The following is a 19,958-nucleotide window of genomic DNA, read 5'->3' as shown; positions in this document are numbered from 1 at the left end:
ACCGCGGCGACCAGGCGCGAGCTGGCCCGAATTGAGGAAAGACTGGCAAGCCGGGAGGGTTTTCTGGCGCGGCGCGACAGCGTGCTGACGCAGAAGGAGGCCGACCTTATCCGGAAGGACCGCGAACTTGCTTCGCGGGAGAAGATTCTCAAAGCCAAGATGGAGCGGCTTGACCAGCTCATTGCGCTTGAAAACGCAAAGCTCGAGCGACTTTCCGGGTTGTCAACCGAGGAGGCGCGCAGGGAGCTGTTCCGTAATCTGGAAAATCAGGCGCGACTCGAGGCCGCGCAGATGATCAAGGACATCAAGGACGAGGCCAGGGCACGGGCTGAGATCGAGGCACGAGAGATAATCGTTGCCGCGATCCAACGGTGCGCGATTTCGCATGCCGCCGAGACAACGGTGTCGGTCGTCAGCCTGCCGTCCGACGAGCTCAAGGGCAGAATAATCGGCCGCGAGGGCCGTAACATCAGGACGTTTGAGACCCTGACCGGGGTCGAGGTCATGATTGATGACACGCCCGGCGCCATCATCATTTCCGGTTTCGACCCGGTACGACGCGAGGTGGCCAAGCTCGCAATGGAGAAACTGGTGCAGGACGGCAGGATTCACCCGGCTCGAATCGAGGAGGTGGTTGCCCGTACAACCGAAGAGCTGGATGCTGCGATTAGAACAACGGGCGAGTCGGTGGTACTGGAGATGGGGATCGTCGGCCTTGCCGATGAGCTCGTCCGGATGCTTGGCCGGCTCCGGTATCGCACAAGCTACGGTCAGAACGTTCTGCTTCATTCAAAGGAAGTTGCCTACCTTGCCTCGCTGATGGCCCAGGAACTTGAGCTGGATGCCTCGGTTGCCAAGCGGGCCGGGCTGCTGCACGACATCGGCAAGGCGCTGGACCATTCGGTTGAAGGGACTCATGCACGCATCGGCGCCGACTTGGTCCGCAAGTACGCTGAGGACCCGGTGGTAGTGAATGCGATTGCCGCGCACCACGAGGAAGTAACTCCGGAATCGCCCTATGCATTTCTGGTCGCAGCCGCCGACAGCATCTCAGGGTCAAGGCCCGGGGCCAGACGCGAGAGCTTCGATGCCTACATCAAGCGCGTCGAGAGCCTGGAAACGATTGCATCGTCATTCCCAGGTGTGGAAAAGGCGTACGCGATTCAAGCCGGCCGGGAAATCCGCGTGCTGGTCGAACCGGACAAAGTCTCGGACCAGGACGCCAGCGAGCTTGCGGCAAAGGTCGCAAGCCAGATTCAGAGCGAGCTCAAGTATCCGGGACAGATAAAGGTGATGGTCGTGCGTGAAACCCGGGCGGTTGACTATGCCCGTTAGACGAGTGCTTTTTCTCGGCGATGTCTGCGCTGAACCGGGCCGGTTTGCGGTCAAGGCGGCGCTGTCCGGGTTGAGGGAGACCTGCCGGCCGGATTTCGTCATCGTCAACGCCGAGAATGCCGCCGCCGGTTACGGCATCACGCCAAGGCTGGCCGAAGAGCTTTTCGCGGCCGGGGCTGATTGTCTGACAACCGGAGACCACGCATTCGACCGCAAGGAGGCATGGGAGTACTTTCCAGTTCAATCCCGACTGCTTCGGCCTGCAAACCTTCCGTCACGAGCTCCGGGCCGGGGCTGCGCAGTATATGAGCGTGACGGCTGGATGGTTGGCGTTGTCAATCTTCAGGGCCGCGTGTTCATGAAGCCTTTGGACTGCCCGTTCCAGCGGGCCGAACAGCTCGTAGCTGAAATGAGGACCCAAACCCGGGCGATTATTGTTGACTTCCACGCCGAGGCGACCGCGGAAAAACAGGCGATGGGCTGGTTCCTGGACGGTGGTGTTTCTGCCGTGCTTGGCACCCATACCCATGTTCAGACTGCAGACGAACAGGTGCTGCCGCAGGGGTCGGCGTACATCACTGACGTCGGCATGTGCGGCTCGTTCGACTCGGTGCTGGGAATGCGAAAGGAGGAGGCCCTGAGCCGGGTTCTGGATTCACTACCGGTCAGACTTCACCCGGCCAAGACCGACCTGCGGGTCAACGGTGTCCTAGTGACGATTGACACCGAGACCGGCCGGGCCGAGTCAATCGAGCGCATCACACGCCGGGTTGAGGTTGACATCAGTTAGCTCCCGCGGTCTGGTGGTTCAGGACTTAAGGTCGTTGTTGCTTTGTGCCCTGTATGCCGGTGTTGCGTTCAGGGGCGTTGCAAGAAACAGCAGTTGAGCAAGTCTGGCCAGGCATGAGTAACGCTCTGATTATCAGTCGGTTTCGACATAGTCACAGGCCGGCAATTCAAGGGTAGGGGTCGTTCGGTAGGCGGCTACCGCCCTGGCCATTGTCGAGGCCGGCTTCTGAACAATTTCTCAGACTCGGACTTGGGCGACGGCCGACACGAGTTCGCAGGCTTTTCTCGAAACTAGTTCCTTTGCGGTTGCAGGGGCAGGTTCAGGTGCAGTGACTCGTACGCGCACCGACGCAGTGGCCGAGGCAGGCCGGGAAGCACTAACCGAAGCAGGCGCAGAAGTCGGTGTCGAATTGGCGACCAAGGCCGTTACCGCCGCAGGTGGTGCCCAGGGCAGTACCGGGGGTGAAGCACTGGTTGACTTTTGTGCGCAATCGGGTAGAAGTATGCCTGTAATGTTGGGCGCACTCGTCGTATCTATGCGGCCCAAGCAGTGGGTTAAGAACCTGCTTGTCTTTGCGGGCCTGATTTTCTCGAAGAACCTTATGCATGGACCGAGTGTGTTGCGTTCATTTGCCGGGTTTGTTTCGTTCTGTCTTCTCTCTGGTGCGGTCTATATCATCAATGACCTGGTTGACAAGGAGCAGGACCGAAGGCATCCGACCAAGAAGGATAGGCCAATTGCCTCAGGACGGGTACCAGGGCCGGTTGCGCTCACCGGCGCCGGTCTTGCGGTCGGTGTCGCATTTGTGGTCGGGTTTGCCCTTGACTGGCGATTCGGTTTTGTCGGGCTTGTTTACTTCGTCATGCAGCTTGCGTACTCGCTGAAGTTGAAGCAGGTGGTTGTGCTGGACGTGCTCATCGTTGCGCTTGGGTTTGCCCTGCGGGCGATTTCGGGTACCTACGTAGTGCATGTGCGAATTTCGCCGTGGCTGTTTATCTGTACCATTCTTCTGGCGCTGTTTGTGGCATTGGCCAAACGCCGGCATGAGCTTGTATTCCTGGAGGGTGGAGGGATATCACACCGCAGCGTGCTTGGTAAGTACAATGAGACGCTTTTGGACCAGATGATTGCGGTGGCGACTTCGGCTACCGTCGTTGCTTACTGTCTGTACACGATCGCACCCGAAACCGTGGAGAAGTTCGGGACCAACAAGCTGTATCTGACTTTTCCGTTCGTGCTCTACGGTATCTGCCGGTATCTCTATCTTGTATATCGCAAGGACCTGGGCGGAACACCGGAGAAGGTGTTGTTTTCTGACGTACCGCTGCTGGTTGATATCTTCCTGTGGATGGCAACAGTGGTGGTAATTCTGTACGTCCGTTTCTAGAGGTTCAGTCTGAACCATGCCGGCGCACGTCGGCAAGCAGAGTGTAGAGGAAGAGCCGACGGTTGATGTTCAGACGGCAGTCTTCAAGCCGGCTGGCGAGGAAGAGGTTTTCCTGGTGCAGGTAGTCGAGGGAGGATGCTGCCGCCTTGGCTCTGATTGCAGGGTTGTGGCGGGCATAGCCGGTGCCAATGCCGAGCTTGGCGAGCAGGGCCTGACGGAAAAGAAATAGCAGGGTGAAAGTGACGGTGGCCAGTGGGGTTTGGTCGAGCCGCGTCATTGTCACAAGCACGTCCCGTTCACTGGCCCGGGGAAGCGAGAAGAATTCCAGCACCGGAGCGGCAAGGAAGTCATCGGGTTCGTTCAGGAAGCGCAGGGCGCGGCCCGGAGAGCCGTCTGCGACCAGCGCGGCGAGTTCGGCTTCCTCGGGTTTGATGCCAGTCTTTTCGGTCAGCCATTGCTGCAGTTTTTCTGGAGTAATGGGTGAAAATCTAACCAGTCGGCATCTTGACCGAATTGTTTCGAACAGCAGGGTTGGACGGTCGGTAGTAAGGATGAGGGCGGTCTGGCGCTGCGGTTCCTCGAGAGTCTTGAGGAATGCGTTGGCCGCCTCCGCGGTCATCCGGTGGGCGTGAAGGATTACGAAGAAGCGATGTCGAGCGAGCAGTGGTGGCTTGGTCATTTCCTGTCGTAGCCAGCGGACCACTTCGATGGAGATGGTGTGCTTCGGGTCGGGTTCGGGCTGAGCCTTACCGAGCTGGTAACGCTCGGATGCTTCGAGCGTCTTCTGGAGCGCGCCTGCCATTTCGTCTTCGTCATCGGCGGTGCGTTTCTCAGGGCGGACAGGGAAGAACACCCGGACGTCAGGATGGTGGAGCAGCGTAATGGTGCGGCAGGAGGAGCAACGGCCACAGGATACCAGGCTCTGGCTCTTGGATTTCGAGTTTTCGGCCAGCAGTCTAGTCCCGGATTTCAGTTCTGGCTTTGGGGCTTTGTGCTCCGCTGAGGTGAGCGGCGGTCGGGTTTCGCAGTTTGCGGCCCGAGCTAGGAGCAGGGCCGCAGTGCGTTTTCCTACACCAGGCGGGCCGGCAAAGAGAAGAGGAGGAAAGCGCCCGACCTTGAGGATCGCGTCGAGCAGTGCCACAGTTCGTTCCTGGCCGATGAGACCGTAGTTGACTCTTGGAGCCGAACTCCTGGCGCTGGACATCAGAGTTTTGGCGGCGGGATAACGGGTGCAGTGAAACTTGCTCGTTTCAAAACCGGCAAGCCTCGTCTCGCAGGTCCCGACACCAGGCAGCGGAGCCGGAGACCGGCTTTCCGGATGTGTAGCTTACTTATGGTGCGAGCCAGAGTAATGGGTCGGTTGGTTGGCCTTGTCGGCGGATTTCGAAGTGAAGAAAGTCCCGGGTTCGGCCGACCGGCGAACCGGCAGGTATCTCCGCACCCGGCCGCGCGAGAATATCTTCGAGGTTGCCATAAAGTGTGTAGAATCCACCACCGTGGTCCAGTATCACAAGTCGGCCGTAGCCCATGAACTGGTCTGCGTACACTACCTTGCCGGAAGCGATCGCCAGGGCCGGTGTTCCGGCCGATGTCCGGATGTCAATACCCGAGCTTGTCGTCTTGGTCTTATAAACGGGGTGGGTCTGAGGACCAAAACGGGTGATGAGTTCGCCTCGAACCGGCCAAGGTAACTTGCCGCGGTTCTGTTCGAAGAAATGACCGCCAGCGGATGCCTGTGCACGTTCCTTTTCGAGGTCGGCAATCAGCGCTTGGAGTCGTTGGGCCGCTTCGTCGAGTTCGCGTTCGAGCTTCAGTTTGGCGTCCCGTTCGGTACGGACTTTTGCGACCATCGCTGACTCGGCTCGACAGGACGAGGCGAGCAGCGATTCGCTGGCGAGCCGTTCAGCCTTCAGCTTTACGAGGTCGTCGCGAGCCGCAATCAGTCGAGATTGCTGTTCGAGCTGGCTGGCCCGGAGCCGGATCAGTTCTTCGGCAGTTCGGCGATCGGCCCGTGCAACCCAGCGCAAGTGCATCAGACGACGATAGACGTTCTCGACTTGGTCGGTGGCCAGTACCGCCTCAAGCGGCACCAGCCGGCCGTATTTGTAGATGTCTGTCAGACGCTCGGCCAGGTCCTGCCGGCGTGCCTCGATTCTTCTTGCAGTTTCCTCGACCTGACGGGCAACCTGGCCGACCTGCTCGGTTCGGTCAGCAAGCTGGACGTCAAGCTGGTTGATGTAGCGCCGGGCTGCAGCGATTTGTGCGCGCAGGGCTTCGAGTCGGGCCAGGCTGGTCTTCTCGGTTTCGGTCAGGCGTTCGATCTGTTGCCGGGTATCTTCAAGCTCGCGTTTGGTCTCGCCGAGCTCGCGCTGGTGTTCCTTGATGCGCTGTTCAAGTTCAGCGAGGTCGGCACCGGCTGATGACAGCACGAGTCCACAGAGCGCGAGGACCGTCAGTATGGGCCAGGTGAGGCGACGCGGGTTCACCGTGAGATCCGGTCAAGAGCAACAAGCGACCCGGCGAGTCCGAGCAGGGCTCCAAGTCCGAGGTTCGCGGCCAATAGAGTCCAGACCGGAACGACCGGAGCAGGCAGAACTGTGGCTGCAACCCAAGCAAGAAGGAGAACAGCGGTAAAGGCGCAGGCGCCGGCCAGGATTCCTTGGACTATGCCCTCGAGAATGAACGGCGCACGTACGACCGAACGGCTCGCGCCGACGAGTTCCATGATTTCGATCTCCCGGGCACGACTTGAGATTGAGCTGTCCACGGTCTGGAACACAATGAAGGCGACCGCAAGCGATACGATGGCCAGGATTCCGAGACCAAGCCAGACCGTTGCGCGCAAGAGCCGGTTTAGCCGGACAAGACCTTCTTGGCTGGACCAGACTTCACTGACGCCAGGCAGAAGTCGTACCTTGGCTTCGATGTCAGCCAGAAGCGCCGGGTTAGAGAAGCCGGGCTGGAGCGAGACGCGGATCGATGCGGGCAGGGGATTGGAGCCAAGCGCGGTGACAAGTGAGGAGTCTTCGCCGAGCTCGGCAACGAGTTCGGCCAGTGCTTCTTCCCTTGATACGAATCTGGTATCGGCGACCCCGGTTATGCAGCGAATACGGTCCCCAAGAGACTGGGCATCCGCATCTTCGGTCAGGAATACGTGCAGTTCGATGTTCCGGCCTGCGGAACGAACAACAACGCCCAAGTTCACCGCCAAGACCAGGAAGATGCCGAGCAGGGTGAGACAGATTGCCTGGACTGTGGTAGCAAGGGCGAAGGTCGCCCGGTTGCGGCTGATGCTGCGGCCGGTTTCAGAAAGAATGTGCCTAGCCGACATCGCGTACAATCCTTCCGGCGTCGAGTGTGACGCATCGCCGGTGCGAACCCAGAGCGAGCTCGGAGTTGTGTGTGCACATGACAACGGTTGCGCCACGGTAGTTTGCATCTTTGAGCAGGTTGAGAATGTCAGCTGCACCTTTGGGGTCAATGTTGCCGGTCGGTTCGTCGGCAAGCAGAAGCTCCGGCTCCTTGACCAGTGCCCGGGCGATGGATACCTTTTGCTGTTCACCGCCGGAGAGCTCGTGGGGATAGGCGTCCCGGCGGTGCGTGAGACCGAGCTGGATCAGTGTTTCCTGAATCCTTGCGGGAATCTGCTCTTCCTTCATGCCGATTGACCGCAGGACGAACTCCAGGTTCTCGTAGGTCGTGCGGCCGGCAAGCAGCTTGAAATCCTGGAAGATGACGCCGATGCGCCGGCGCAGAGCCGGAATCTCGCGCTTCGAGATGTTGCCGAGGTCGTAACCGAGTACGGAAATCTTACCCGAGTCGGGCAGCTCGGCTCGATACAAGAGGCGGAGCAGGGTAGTCTTGCCCGCACCGGTTGCGCCGAGCACGAACACGAAGTCGCCTCTGCCAACCCGCAGACTGACATCGGTCAGCGCTGGCCACGAGTTGTGATACAGTTTAGAAACGCCCTCAAGCTCAATGGCAAGGGAGGAGTCCGAGACACGGTGGTCAGACATATGCTAGCTGAAGTACCATTTGAGCAGAGCCCGGCATGCCATGATGCCATCCCGGGGCCCGATTTTCTTGCCGACGCGGCGTGCACGGTAAGCGATTGGAACCTCGACGATGCGGGCACCAAGTCGTAAGAGCTTGGCAGTGATTTCCGGCTCGACCTCGAAACGGCGCGCGGTAAGGTTGAGACGCAGAAACAGTGGCCGGCGGATTGCCTTGTAGCAGGTCTCCATGTCGGTAATCCGGCCGCCGAACAGCAGGTCGGTGAGGAACGTGAGGAAGTAGTTGGCAAGGCGGCTCAAAAACAGGAATTTGCTTCGCCCCCGGAAACGCGAGCCATAGACGGCGTCTACATCCTGGTCCGCGAACGGTGCGAGTAGTCTGGGATAGTCGTTTGGGTCGTATTCCAGGTCCGCGTCCTGAATAATGACGACGTCGCCCGATGCGGCGCGAAGACCGGTTCGAATTGCCGCGCCCTTGCCCTGGTTCGTGGCATGGGTGACTACGCTGATACCCGGAATGCTTCTGAGTACTTCGAGCGTGCGGTCCAGAGAGTGATCGTCCACCGCAATTATCTCCTTTTCTACCGGCACGCGCTTCACCTGTTCGATGACATCGGCAACAGAAGCCTCTTCGTTATACACCGGCATCACGACCGAGAGTTTCATTGCATTCCAGCATATGCTTCGTGCGCCGCCGGGAGTTCATCCAGCGACACCCAGCGGCCTGCTTCGCGCCGCGAACAAGCCACTGACTCAAGGCAGCGAATGACGTTCAGACCAAGCCGGTCGTTGCTCTGCGGTGCTGTGCGCATCAGGCAGCAGGTAACAAAGTCGCAGCACTGCCGAAAAAGCGGCTGGTCGGCAGGTGCCGGACTTTGCTGTTCGACAATGGTGTGAGTACCGAGTGTGCCGGTCAGTGCGAAGCGCCGAATACGCTGACGCTGCCATGCGACCCGACATCGAGCGCGTACTTCGTCCACAAACAGGAGCTCGAATTCGGCACAGTTCGGTCCAGAGTCCAGGGCGCGGCTCGCGACCGGGAGTCCGAACAGGCTCACCACCATCGCAATGTCATGAGGGCCCAGGTCAAAGAGCACGTCGGCACGCTCTCGCTCCGCAGGCCCGGTTGACGTACGTACCGATTCAACCCGAAGCGGACGGCCCAGGCTGCCTTGGGTGAGCGCTGAGACAAGGACGGTGAACTGCGGTTGGTAAAGCGCGGTGTGACTGACCGCAAGGATTCGGCCGCGTGCCGCCGCGAGCGCAACGAGCCGACGTGCCTGGCTGACAGTATGGCACATCGGTTTCTCGACGAGAACGTCCAGCCCGGCCTCAAGACAACGGCTGGCAAGGTCGAAGTGAGTGTAATCCGGGGTGGCGATGACTATCGCGCCAACAAGTCTATCTTCGAGTAGCGGCTCAAGCCCTGTATACAGACGGACCTGTCTTGATTGTCTGCAAGACCGGATTTCAGAGTTCGGACTGAGAGCGGCAGGGTTCGTGTCGGCCATGGCCTCTACCCTACAGGAGGGAATCCGGGCCAGTACCTGGGCGTAGTTCCAGCCCCAACGACCAAGACCTACGATGCCGACTTCAAGCTGCCGGCGTTGTCTTACACCGGATTCGGTCTGGACAGGCACAGTCAGGTCGCCAGGCCCGTATCGGCCCGAGTCTTCGCGCTGTGAGCGTGCTCGATGGTTCATCTGCGAGCTTTCACGTGCTGTTCGAACCAGGCGATGGTGGTGCGAAGGCCCTGTTCCAGAGAAACGGCTGGAGTCCAGCCGAGGAGCCGACCGGCCCGGGATATGTCAGGCTGGCGCTGTCTTGGGTCGTCTTCAGGCAGGGGCAGAAACTCAAGTCGGCTCTTGGAGCCGGTCAGCTCTTGGACGATACGGGCAAACCGCAGGATGGTGAATTCCTGCGGGTTGCCAAGATTCACGGGCATCGGGTCAGAGCAGGCGGACAGTTTGAAGAGCCCGCTGACCATATCGGATACGAAACAGAAGCTGCGGGTCTGGCGGCCAGAGCCGTAGATCGTCATCGGCCGGCCGGTCAGGGCCTGATGGATGAGGTTTGGTACTACCCGGCCGTCGCCAAGCTTCATGCGTGGGCCGTAGGTGTTGAATATCCGCGCAATGCGTGTTGGAAGACCGTAGCACCGGTGATATGCCATAGTCAGTGCTTCGGCATAGCGCTTTGCCTCGTCATAGACCGAACGCACGCCGACCGGGTTGACGTTGCCCCAGTACGTTTCAGACTGGGGGTGTTCCAGAGGGTCGCCGTACACTTCGGATGTTGAAGCAAGGACGAAAACCGCCTTTCGGCGACGGGCAAGTTCGAGCAGGTTGCGCGTTCCGACGGCACCAGCCGCTAGGGTGGCAAGCGGCAGCGCGAGGTAGTCTCGGGGTGAGGCCGGTGATGCGAGGTTGAAGATGACGTCCGGGGTCTTGAGTGCCGGCAGCGGACGAGCGATGTCTGCCCGGATGAACTCGAACGAACGGTTGTGCAGCAGGTGACTGATGTTGTCGCGGCGGCCGGTGATGAGGTTGTCCAGACAGGTCACTCTGAATCCGTGCGTGAGCAGCAGCTCGCACAAATGGGAGCCGATAAAGCCAGCTCCGCCTGCAACCAGCGCCCTCATTTTCGCTCTCGGTTCTCCGATCGCCAACCGGCAATCACCGGCCGACTCCGATGTAGGTGAAACCGAACCTCTCGACCTCCTGTCGTTCGAACAGGTTACGACCGTCGCAGATGATGGGTACACGCATGCGCCGCTTGAGGTCGGTAAGGTCGAGCCGGCGAAACTCAGGCCATTCAGTCAAGATTGCCAGCAGGTCGGCGTCGTCGGCCACCGCTTCAGCGGTCTGTGTGAATTCGATACCGGGTATGAGGCGACGGGCCCGTTCCATCGCCCGCGGGTCAAAGGCGCGTACGTGGGCACCTTTTGCCACGAACTCGGCAATGATGTCAATCGAGGGCGCGAATCGCATGTCGTCGGTGTTGGGTTTAAACGCGAGACCCAGCACACCGATGTTCTTGTCCTTCAGGTTCCAGAGGACGTTCTGTACTTTACGTACAAAGCGCCGTTTCATGTCGGCATTGATACGTTCAACCTCGCGCAGGAGGGCGAAGTCGTAGCCGAGCTCCTCGGCAATCCGGATGAAAGCACGCAGGTCTTTTGGAAAGCAGAATCCTCCGTAGCCGATGCCGGCCGCCAGGAATTCCGGGCCGATACGGTGGTCCATGCCCATGCCTTCGGTTACCCGACGTACGTCCGCGGCTGATGCCTCGCAGATGATGGCAAGGGCGTTAGCAAACGAGATTTTCATCGCAAGAAAGGCGTTGGATGCGTGCTTGATGAGCTCGGCCGAGGCGAGGTCGGTAAACAGGAGCGGTGCTTTGATTGGTGCATACACTTCCCTCATCAGGTCCCGCGCACGGTCAGATTCGACGCCGACGACGATGCGGTCCGGTTCGAGGAAGTCTTTCACCGCTGAACCTTCGCGCAGGAATTCGGGGTTCGAGGCCACATCGAATTGGACGCCGGCCCGGTTGTAGCGTTCGATTGTCGTACGGATCCACTTGTGGGTCTGGACTGGAACCGTGGATTTCTCCACGATGAGATGATATTCGTTCATGCTTGCAGCAATTTCCCGACATACGTTTTCAACTGAGGACAGGTCGGGCTCGCCCGATTCAAGAGTCGGGGTACCGACCGCGATAAAGCAGACGACCGAGTCCTGGACTGCGCTCCTGATGTCAGTTGTGAATCTGAGTCGGCGAGCCCGGACCGTCTCCCGGATAACGTCTTCAAGTCCGGGCTCGTAAATCGGCATTTCACCGCGGGTGAGGACGGCTACCTTGTCGGCGTCACTGTCAACGCAGACTACTTCGTGGCCGACCTTGGCCAGGCAAGCGCCTGAGGTAAGGCCGACATACCCGGTTCCGACCATTGCGATTTTCATATCGGCACTATATTTGCTGCACCGGCAAAGTCAAGCAAAGAGCAGTCTGGGCACCGGTCGGGACTACAGTCAGGTGTGGAATTCGAGAATGTCCCGGTCCTGGCATACGTGGTTGCGTTCGACCCGCTGACCATCGTGCGGGCCGGGTGAGCGTCCTGTGCCACCGGCACGCCAGAGACGGGCAAAACTCAGGGATGCGGCAATGTCCTTGTGCAGGTGGTATGCCACGTCTATGACTGTGGCACCGGCTTTTAGGATGACCGGGTCAGTAAGGTCGGGCGGCTTGCCGGGCTTCTTGGTGTAAACCCTGATAATGCCGAGCGAGACGAATAGCCGACGCTTGAGTTCTTCCAGTCCGGCACCGGACTGGACCGAGACTGGCAGGATATCGGTGCCGGGCAGGAGTTCACGGAGGACCGCCAGCCGGTCAGCAGCGGCCGGGTCGTCACTCTTGGAACCGCAGAGAATGACCGGCTTTGAGTTCTGCGGCGGCTGGGGAACCGGGACCGGGATACGGGCAGCGGCAAGGAACGCGCGGGTCTGTTCGGTTGTTTCAAGCACGGCGTCGTCCGAGACGTCAAGGAGCCAGACCCCTAGGTCGGCAGTGCGAATGATGTGGTAGAGCCAGGCTGGCGAGTCAGCGACAATTGGCGGCGTGTCAACGAGCTGAATCTGGATGTCTTCGTACGGCATCATGCCAGCAGCCGGGACAGTGGTGGAGAAAGGATAGGGCGCGACGACTGCAGGCAGGCCGGTGAGCGCGCTTACCAGTGCGGACTTGCCACAGTTCGGAGCACCGAATACCGCGGCCTGTCCGGCACCCTGTTTGTCAACGTGATACCAGTCGGAGCGTTTGGTCCCACTTTTTCCTGGGGCCGAGAGTTCTTTCCTAAGCCGGGCGATTCGAGACTTGATGTCAGCCTGCATCTTCTCGGTGCCCTTATGCTTGGGAATTGCCGAGAGCATCTCCTCAAGGCAGGCGAGTTTCTCTTCCGGTGCAACCGCCAGTCGGAACCGTTCCTCAGCTTTTTTGTACTCAGGCGAAAGATTGGCAGGCATTGAGGGAAAAGGAGCAACTGCCGGCTACCACTCGCAAGAGACGCAATGCCGCTTGCCAGAGCTGGTTGAGTGGTGGCAAGCGGTCGTTCACGGCTGGAGCAGAAGCCCGGGTTCGATATCCATGAACACGAGCCCGGAGATGAGTTTCGGGTAGAAGTCAGTTGACTTCTGGGGCATACGCTCGCCCCGGGCAGCGAGTTTCTCCACCTGCTCAGGCCGGGTTGGGTTCAAAAGGAACGCCAACTGGTTTTCGCCCGAATCAACCCGTGCCATGGCCTTATCCCAATAGCGTTCGTACCGGACGTGATTCTCAATTGCGTCCTGCGTGACACCTAATATCCCCTCGATAATCACCGAGTGCAGAACCGAGACATCAAGCTGGCGATAGTCTTCGCTTCGGTCCGGACTGAAGAAGCGGGCAATGCGGTAGGGCTCGGCCAAGCGCAGAAGGTGGGCCTTGCCGCGACCGGCGTACAGGACGAAGGCGATACCGTTCCGGTACTTGGCGAGTTCAGCCTGGGTGACTTGTTCTGACATCGGGGTTATAGTAAAAGCGTCGCGTAGCCGGGCAAATAACGAGCTCAAGTCAAGGTTCGCAAGCCCGAAGACAAGCCGGTGAGTTGGCAGAATGACGAGTCCTGGGTCTACGATGTTGACAAAGGCCGAAGTCTTGAACCGCACAGCGGCTTCTTGTGGCACAGTACCCTGACGTTCGCATTCCTGCCGGTATGTGAGCGCAGTTTCGTACCGGTGGTGTCCATCGGCAATAAGCAGTCTTTTGCCGGCCATCTCGCGACGAACCGCAGTAAGCCTTTCCGGGTCAGTCATGATCCACATGCTGTGGACAACGCCATACTCGTCGGTTGCTCGGACGTCCGGTTCCTTGGATGAGGCAAGCAGCTCGTCAACCCTGTGTTCCGGGTCAGCATAGAGCATGAATATCTGCTCGTAGTCCTTGCGGGTGGCACGGAGCAGGTTGAGGCGGTCGGCCTTGGGCTTGGATAGTGTAAACTCATGGGGCATGACCGTGCCCCGCGAGAACTCTTCGACCCTTACCGCGCCAACAAAGCCCTTCCGGATGAGTCGTCTGCCAGCATGTTCGAACTCCTCGTGTAGTACGTAGAAGGCTGGACGCTGGTCGCGGATAAGAGTGCCGTCCTCAAGCCACTGCCGGCATAATGCGGCAGAGCTGGCATAGGGGTCTGGCTCACTCGAAAGTATCAGTCGGACGAAATTGGCAGGGTCCCGCTTTAGGTAGTCGTCACGCATCTCGGGCGTGATCTTGTCGTAGGGCTGAGTTACGACGTTATCCAGTTTGCCGATTTTCTTGATGTTATAACGAATACCCGGAAATGGTCTTATATCAGCCATTGGTTTCTCGGTCCTTTCCGACTAGTTCTGCAGTGCCTCAATTACCCGCTCGGCGATCTGCACGCCGGCCCGGTCCTGGCCTTCTTTGGTCTGAGCGCCGATATGGGGAGTACCTATTACGTTGGGCAGTGTGAAGAGCTTGTAGTCCTTCGGCGGTTCGGACTCGAATACGTCAAGTGCAGCTGCGCCGACATGACCGGATACAAGTGCCTCGTAGAGTGCTTCTTCGTCAACCACGCCGCCACGGGCGCAGTTTACGATGACCACACCCTTTTTCATCTTGGCGATGGTGTCCCGGTTTATCATGTGCGTGGTTTCGGGAGTTTTCGGCACGTGGAGCGATATGTAGTCAGCCTGAGCGAGGAGTTCGCCAAGTTCACATTTCGTGCCATATGAGCACTCCTTGACAAACGGGTCAAGAACCATGACGTTCATCCCCATTGCGACTGCGCGCTTGGCAAGCTCGGTACCAATACGGCCCGAACCGATGAGTCCGAGTGTCTTGCCGTATAGCTCAGTGCCCTTGAACGCCTTTTTCTCCCATTTCTGGGCGCGGAGTGATGCAGTTGCCTGGGGAATCGAACGGGCACAGGCAAGCATCAGGCCGAGTGCCAGTTCGGCGACCGAGACTGATGTTGCAGCAGGTGTATTGACGACCTTGATCTTGCGTTCATCGGCCGCTTTCTTGTCAACATTGTCGAGGCCAACACCAGCGCGGCCGATGACCTTGAGGTTTGTGCCGGCGGCGATGATATCGGAAGTGACTTTGGTAGCACTACGAACAATGATGGCGTCATAAGCCGAGATCACCTTCCTAAGTTCGTCCGGCGGCAGGCCTGGGCGTTCGTCAACCTCGAACCCGGCGGCCTTGAGCAGTTCGACACCTTTCTTGGCGATTGGGTCGGTGATGATTATCTTCACGGATTCTCCTTTTGGTCTGGTCTTGTTTGTAGTCCAATGCTAGCCGGGCAGCAGGATTTGTCAATGGCCCTTGTGCCGGTGATGATCGAGTACACCACCAGGCTTGATTTGAGCCCGGTTGTGAGTAGCCTTGGCCGTGGTCAGCTTGGTCAACGTTGCGGTCGAGTTTGGGACCCAACTACTGTATCGGGATGTGAATCTCGTGCTCGGTTCAGAGGATCGAGTGGGACTTGTGGGCCCGAACGGATCAGGTAAGTCAACGATTCTGAAGTTGATTGCCGGTGAGGTGAGACCCTGTTCAGGTAGGGTGCAAATAGCTCGGGGTCTGCGCATCGGGTACCTACCCCAGACGGGTGCGGTGGTGGGAGACCGAACAGTGCTTGAGGAAGCGATGACAGCATTCGCTTCGCAGGACCGGGTGCGTCGTCAGATGGTTGAGTGCGAGCAGAAAATGTCCAAGCAGGACCTTGAGGAATCTCAGCTGCGAGTTCTGCTTGACCAGTACGCGCATCTTCAGCATCAGTATGAGGTTGCGGGCTACGATTGCGAAGCACGGGCTAAGAAGGTGCTAACGAGTCTGGGATTCGGGCAGGAGGACCTTGGTAAGCGGGTAAAAACTCAGAGTGGTGGGTTTCAGGTGCGGCTGATGCTGGCGCGGATGCTTCTCTCCGAGCCGGACCTGTTGCTACTGGATGAGCCGACGAACTACTTGGACATCCGTTCGATTGAATGGCTCGAGGGCTATCTTTCCCGGTATCGTGGCGCACTGATCATGGTTGCCCACGACCGGTATCTGCTGGACAGTCTGGTAAAGCGTATCTGGGCCATCGAAAAGCCGAAAGTGCTTGTATTCAAGGGCAACTATTCGCAGTATCTTGCCGACAGGGAACAGCGGGAGCAGCGGCAGCAGGAGGCATACGAGCAGCAGCAGGCTTTCATCCGGCGTACAGAGGCTTTTATCGCCAAGTTCAAGGGCCGTAAAGATACGGCGCCCAGGGCGATGTCACGCCAGAAGATGCTCGACAAACTGGAGCGCATCGAGCCGGTCCGGGATGCAAAGACGATAAGAATCGCGTTTCCCGAATCAGAGCCAGTGTACGGCCGGGCCTTCGAACTGAGGGGTGTGGCGCATGCGTTCGGTGGACATCGGGTGTTTGCGAACGTAAACCTCACAGTCGGAGGAGGAGAGAAAGTCGGGGTCTTCGGGGCTAACGGCTCGGGTAAGACGACGTTCCTGCGGATTCTTGCCGGTCGTCTCAAACCCACAACCGGCGAGGTTTGGTTGAGCCGGAAAACCAGGACAGCGTACTACGAACAGGGCGCAGAAGACCGGTTGGAGGAAGACTTGACCGTACTGGAGACGGTGATGATCGCCGGGTCCGGATACACTGAGAACCAGCTGAAGGGAATTCTTGGAGTGTTTCTGTTCAAAGGCGATGAAATCCTGAAGAAGGTTCGGGTGCTTTCCGGTGGAGAGCGGTCGCGGCTGGCAATCATCAAAGTACTCTTGACACCTTCGAACCTCTTGATTCTAGATGAACCGACAAACCATCTGGATATCCAATCGCGTCAGGTGCTGGTTGATGCCATCAGCCGTTACCGGCGGACTGTGGTGTTTGCGGCTCACGACCGATACATGCTTGACCGCGTCGCGGACAAGACTGTGCGAGTTGAGGGCGGTGAGGTTGTGCTGTTTCCGGGAAATTACGCGTATGCGGCTGCTCAGGTCAAGAGGGGGCAAAGCGTTAGGGCGGGCGTAGAAATCAAGAGGCAGAAACGAGAATCTGGTATCAGGGAATCTAAGAATCGGTCGCCAGGATCAGGAACCACTTTATCCTATGCCGGCCGGGTTGCAGAGCTTGAGCGCAGGCTTGCCGTAGTGCGGGAAGAATACTATCAGGCCAGGGAGCAGTTCGACCTTGGCCGGGCGCGGGAGCTTGCGCTTGAGGAACGTAGCATCCAGGAGGAACTCATCCGGGCCAGGGCAGTCGAGTTCGAAGACAGTGGGGCTGAGAGCGAAGCTCCGGATCGACGCGGATGAGAGACTTGCACAATATGAGGAAACATAAGAAGACAGCACAATATTGGGAGGCCGGTCACGAGAGCCGGACAGACTCGTTTGTCAACGTAATCAATGTTTTTTCGTGACAGGTGAGCGATGAAGTTCGGGGTCAGCTCGGCCAAGGAGCAGGCTCTGGAGCGCCGGCTCCAGGCACTCGGTATCAGGGAGCAGGATCTTGTCGAGCGGTTCGTGCGCTCGCGTGGGCCTGGGGGGCAGAACGTGAACAAGGTCGAGACCGGTGTTTACCTCAGGCACATTCCGTCCGGCATTGAGGTAAAGATGCAGCAGGAACGGTCTCAGGCACTGAACCGTTATCGGGCCAGGCAGGTGCTAGCTGACCGGTTTGAGGCCGCGGTACTCAGGCGCAGAACCGAGAAACAGGCAATGATTGACCGGCTGCGTAAGCAGAAGCGCAAGCGGTCAAAGCGGGCCCAGGAAAAGGTGCTTGCGGCCAAGCGCCGGCGGGCCGAGACCAAAGAGTTGAGGCGTCCGCCGTTTACAGACGAATAGCTTCGCTCGAGATTTCTACTTCGTGTGGTAGGCAGAGAGCCGGGGCACCAAGAATGTCGGACGAGCGGCAGTACAACGTTCTCAGCAGGGACAAAGGTGTGCCGCAGCAGTCCTGCAGCCCGCTATGCTAGGAGGCTGCGGGCAATGACGATCTTCTGAATTTCCGACGTGCCTTCGTATATTTCCATGCACTTCGCATCGCGGAAGTAGCGCTCAACTGGATAGTCTTTGGTGTAACCGTACCCGCCGAAAATCTGGACCGCCTCCTTGGTGACGAAGACTGCGGTTTCGGCTGCGAACAGCTTGGCCATTGCTGACTCAAGCGAGAACCGCTTCCGACCAGCTTCCTTCTGAAACGCCGCATTGTACACGAGCAGTCGGGATGCGACTATACGCGAGTGCATCTGAGCAAACTTGTCCTGAATCATCTCAAACTCGCAGATCGGCCGACCGAACTGCTTGCGCTCCTTTGAATAAGCAAGCGCCTTGTCAAGCGCGGCCTGAGCAATACCAACTGCCTGTGCGCCGATGTCAATTCTCGATACGTCGAGGGTACCCATCGCAACCTTGAAACCCTGGTTGACTTCGCCGAGAATGTTTTCCTTCGGAACCTGGCAGTCCTCGAAAATGAGTTCACAGTTGGCGGTGGCTCGCAGTCCAAGAAGCTCCTCATGCTTGCCGACCGAGAATCCTGGGAATGTCTTCTCGACGATGAATGCAGTCACGCCTCTCGCACCAGCGCCCGGGTCGGTCTTGGCAAAAACGATGAACACGTCTGCGGCGCCACCGTTGGTAATGAAGCGCTTGGAGCCGTTCAGAACATAGTGGTCTCCCTTGAGCACAGCTTTCGTCTCCATTGCAGCCGGGTCTGAGCCGCAGTTCGCTTCGGTTAGACCGAACGCACCCAGCAGTTCGCCTTTGGCCATTCTAGGCAGGTAGTGCTGCTTCTGAGCGTCGGTGCCCCAGTTCGCGATGGGCCAAGAGGCGAGCGAATTGTGGACTGCGGTGATGACGCCAGTTGAGCCGCAGGCGCGGGATATCTCCTCGACAGCAATCGCCAGGCTGATAAAGTCGAAGCCAGCGCCGCCATACTGTTCTGGAATTACCATACCCAGTAGTCCGAGCTCGGCCATTTTCCTGATCGACTCATGAGGGAATTCGCCGGTCTTGTCGATCTCTGCGGCTCTAGGCTCCAGCTCGTTAGTGGCGAAATCCCGGGCCATATCCTGGACCATCTTCTGTTCTTCAGTCAGGTTGAAATCCATCTTTCCTCCTTCGGAAAACGTTCGAGGGACCGAGAGTCAGGTCTGCTGGCGAAAAGCAAGGCCTGCTTCTGCACCTGAACCAAGAAACCCTAAAGCCTCTGGTCCCCGTCCTATGCATCTTTTGCTGCTTCTTTCAGAACTTCCTTGGCGATTATCATCCGCATGACCTCGGAGGTGCCCTCGCCGATTTCACCAAGCTTGGCATCCCGGTATACGCGGCCGAGGGAAAGTTCGTCCGAGAGGGCTGGCCAGCCGATTGCAGCGATGGCCGCACCCGTGGCTCGAACCGCGACCTCAGAGGCGTAAAGCTTGGCAAAGGCGCATTCCTTATCGGCCCGGATGTTAGCATCCTTCGTCACCGCGGCGTGATAGACAAGCTGACGGGCGGCCTCGACTTCCATCGCTACGTCGGAAATTGTCTTGGACTGCATCTGACTGACTTTTTTCTGCTGGCCGAACCATTTGACAAGGTCATCCAGGGCAGCTTGAGCCATGCCCAGGCAGAATGCGCCGATTGAGATGCGGCCACCGTCCAGGGTCTCCATGAAGATACGGTAACCGTCGTATTCCTGGCCGAGCAGATTCTCCTTTGGTACTAGCATGTCTTCGAATGCAAGCTCAACCGTATTTGAACCCCGAAGTCCGAGCTTGTTCTCCTCCGAAGCGACGGTGAAACCGGGTGTGGCGGTTTCGACGATGAAGCAAGTGATGCCCTTGCGGCCAAGCGAACGGTCAAGCGAGGCCGCAACGATGACCGTGCCGGCAAACGATGCCGAGGTTATGAAGCGTTTGGAGCCGTTGAGGATGTAGCCCGAATCGGTCTTCTTGGCAGTGGTCTCGATGCCGGCGGCGTCTGAGCCGGCGTTAGGCTCGGTAAGGCCGAAAGACCCAAGGAACTCACCCCGGGCCAGGCGTGGAATGTACTTCTCTTTCTGCTCCCTTGTGCCGAACTTGTAGATCGGATAGGTACCGAGCGATGTGTGGGCCGCAATCGTGATGCCGGTCGAGGCGCAGACCCGAGATATTTCCTCAACCGCAATCGAATACGACAGATAATCAAGTCCCATGCCGCCCAGTTCCTTAGGCCACGGTATTCCCAAATAGCCGCGTTCGGCCATTGCTTGGACACTCTGCCGGACGAAGTCGCCGGAAGCATCACAAGAGCGGGCATTTGGCGCAACGTGGTCCAGTGCAAAGCGCCGCAGTTCTTCCCTGAAAGATTGGTGTTGCTTTGACAGAATCATCGCACGCTGGAAATCCAGGAGGGACGAAGTCTGAGG

The 19,958-nt window shown here is 58.6% G+C and carries 18 protein-coding genes; 5 read left to right on the top strand and 13 right to left on the bottom strand.

All coding sequences use genetic code 11. The annotated features are described in order from the left end of the window. From rny to ABIL25_02855, 3 genes are all read left to right on the top strand, one after another. A partial coding sequence (rny, locus tag ABIL25_02865; protein MEO0081220.1) for a ribonuclease Y occupies nt 1-1,335 on the top strand: 1,335 nt, incomplete at its 5' end. Continuing rightward, entirely contained in the window at nt 1,325-2,125 is an 801-nt protein-coding gene (locus tag ABIL25_02860; GenBank protein MEO0081219.1) for a TIGR00282 family metallophosphoesterase, read from the top strand. The genes rny and ABIL25_02860, both read left to right, overlap by 11 nt. A gap of 328 nt (nt 2,126-2,453) precedes the next feature. Next, nucleotides 2,454-3,512, top strand: coding sequence for a decaprenyl-phosphate phosphoribosyltransferase (locus ABIL25_02855; GenBank protein MEO0081218.1), 1,059 nt, complete (start codon nt 2,454-2,456; stop codon nt 3,510-3,512). Nucleotides 3,513-3,516: 4 nt separating this feature from the next. Here the strand turns inward: ABIL25_02855 and ABIL25_02850 are convergent, their stop codons facing one another. The 11 genes from ABIL25_02850 to ABIL25_02800 all read right to left on the bottom strand — a co-directional run bounded on the left by ABIL25_02850 (nt 3,517) and on the right by ABIL25_02800 (nt 14,841). Then, complete coding sequence (locus ABIL25_02850) at nt 3,517-4,716, bottom strand: hypothetical protein (GenBank protein ID MEO0081217.1); 1,200 nt, start codon at nt 4,714-4,716, stop codon at nt 3,517-3,519. A 127-nt stretch (nt 4,717-4,843) separates the two neighbouring features. After that, nucleotides 4,844-5,998, bottom strand: coding sequence for a peptidoglycan DD-metalloendopeptidase family protein (locus tag ABIL25_02845; GenBank protein MEO0081216.1), 1,155 nt, complete (start codon nt 5,996-5,998; stop codon nt 4,844-4,846). After that, nucleotides 5,995-6,843 carry a permease-like cell division protein FtsX gene (locus ABIL25_02840; protein ID MEO0081215.1) on the bottom strand — a complete coding sequence of 283 codons (849 nt, stop codon included), beginning with the start codon at nt 6,841-6,843 and terminating at the stop codon, nt 5,995-5,997. Before ABIL25_02840 ends, ABIL25_02845 begins: the two co-directional genes overlap by 4 nt. Beyond that, nucleotides 6,833-7,528 (bottom strand): ATP-binding cassette domain-containing protein, encoded by a 696-nt coding sequence (locus ABIL25_02835; GenBank protein ID MEO0081214.1) that lies wholly within the window; start codon nt 7,526-7,528, stop codon nt 6,833-6,835. Before ABIL25_02835 ends, ABIL25_02840 begins: the two co-directional genes overlap by 11 nt. A gap of 3 nt (nt 7,529-7,531) precedes the next feature. Continuing rightward, nucleotides 7,532-8,191 carry a glycosyltransferase family 2 protein gene (locus tag ABIL25_02830; protein ID MEO0081213.1) on the bottom strand — a complete coding sequence of 220 codons (660 nt, stop codon included), beginning with the start codon at nt 8,189-8,191 and terminating at the stop codon, nt 7,532-7,534. Beyond that, nucleotides 8,188-9,228, bottom strand: coding sequence for a Gfo/Idh/MocA family oxidoreductase (locus tag ABIL25_02825; GenBank protein ID MEO0081212.1), 1,041 nt, complete (start codon nt 9,226-9,228; stop codon nt 8,188-8,190). Before ABIL25_02825 ends, ABIL25_02830 begins: the two co-directional genes overlap by 4 nt. Continuing rightward, a complete protein-coding gene (locus ABIL25_02820; GenBank protein ID MEO0081211.1) occupies nt 9,225-10,166 on the bottom strand; it encodes a UDP-glucuronic acid decarboxylase family protein in 942 nt (313 codons plus the stop codon). The genes ABIL25_02825 and ABIL25_02820 overlap by 4 nt, the downstream gene beginning before the upstream one ends. A 34-nt stretch (nt 10,167-10,200) precedes the next feature. After that, a complete protein-coding gene (locus ABIL25_02815; protein MEO0081210.1) occupies nt 10,201-11,490 on the bottom strand; it encodes a UDP-glucose/GDP-mannose dehydrogenase family protein in 1,290 nt (429 codons plus the stop codon). A 69-nt stretch (nt 11,491-11,559) separates the two neighbouring features. Further along, complete coding sequence (locus ABIL25_02810) at nt 11,560-12,549, bottom strand: GTPase (GenBank protein MEO0081209.1); 990 nt, start codon at nt 12,547-12,549, stop codon at nt 11,560-11,562. An 87-nt stretch (nt 12,550-12,636) separates the two neighbouring features. After that, complete coding sequence (locus tag ABIL25_02805) at nt 12,637-13,920, bottom strand: DUF1015 domain-containing protein (protein ID MEO0081208.1); 1,284 nt, start codon at nt 13,918-13,920, stop codon at nt 12,637-12,639. 21 nt (nt 13,921-13,941) lie between these two features. After that, nucleotides 13,942-14,841, bottom strand: coding sequence for a hydroxyacid dehydrogenase (locus ABIL25_02800; protein MEO0081207.1), 900 nt, complete (start codon nt 14,839-14,841; stop codon nt 13,942-13,944). A 136-nt stretch (nt 14,842-14,977) separates the two neighbouring features. On the opposite strand from ABIL25_02800, the gene ABIL25_02795 reads away from it, so the two are divergent. Then, the gene (locus tag ABIL25_02795; protein MEO0081206.1) at nt 14,978-16,882 is read left to right on the top strand and encodes an ABC-F family ATP-binding cassette domain-containing protein; all 1,905 of its coding nucleotides are present in this window, start codon (nt 14,978-14,980) and stop codon (nt 16,880-16,882) included. A gap of 117 nt (nt 16,883-16,999) precedes the next feature. Further along, nucleotides 17,000-17,413 carry a peptide chain release factor-like protein gene (locus ABIL25_02790; GenBank protein ID MEO0081205.1) on the top strand — a complete coding sequence of 138 codons (414 nt, stop codon included), beginning with the start codon at nt 17,000-17,002 and terminating at the stop codon, nt 17,411-17,413. A 122-nt stretch (nt 17,414-17,535) separates the two neighbouring features. On the opposite strand, the gene ABIL25_02785 is transcribed toward ABIL25_02790, so the two are convergent. Further along, complete coding sequence (locus ABIL25_02785) at nt 17,536-18,678, bottom strand: acyl-CoA dehydrogenase (GenBank protein ID MEO0081204.1); 1,143 nt, start codon at nt 18,676-18,678, stop codon at nt 17,536-17,538. A 110-nt stretch (nt 18,679-18,788) separates the two neighbouring features. After that, nucleotides 18,789-19,922, bottom strand: a complete 1,134-nt coding sequence (locus ABIL25_02780; protein ID MEO0081203.1) for an acyl-CoA dehydrogenase family protein — start codon at nt 19,920-19,922, stop codon at nt 18,789-18,791. Nucleotides 19,923-19,958: the final 36 nt, after the last annotated feature.

The organism is candidate division WOR-3 bacterium, assembly GCA_039801365.1.
Classification (GTDB): Bacteria; Hydrothermota; Tepidihabitantia; order Tepidihabitantales; family Tepidihabitantaceae; genus JBDRUN01.
This window is presented reverse-complemented; position numbering and strand designations above follow the sequence as displayed.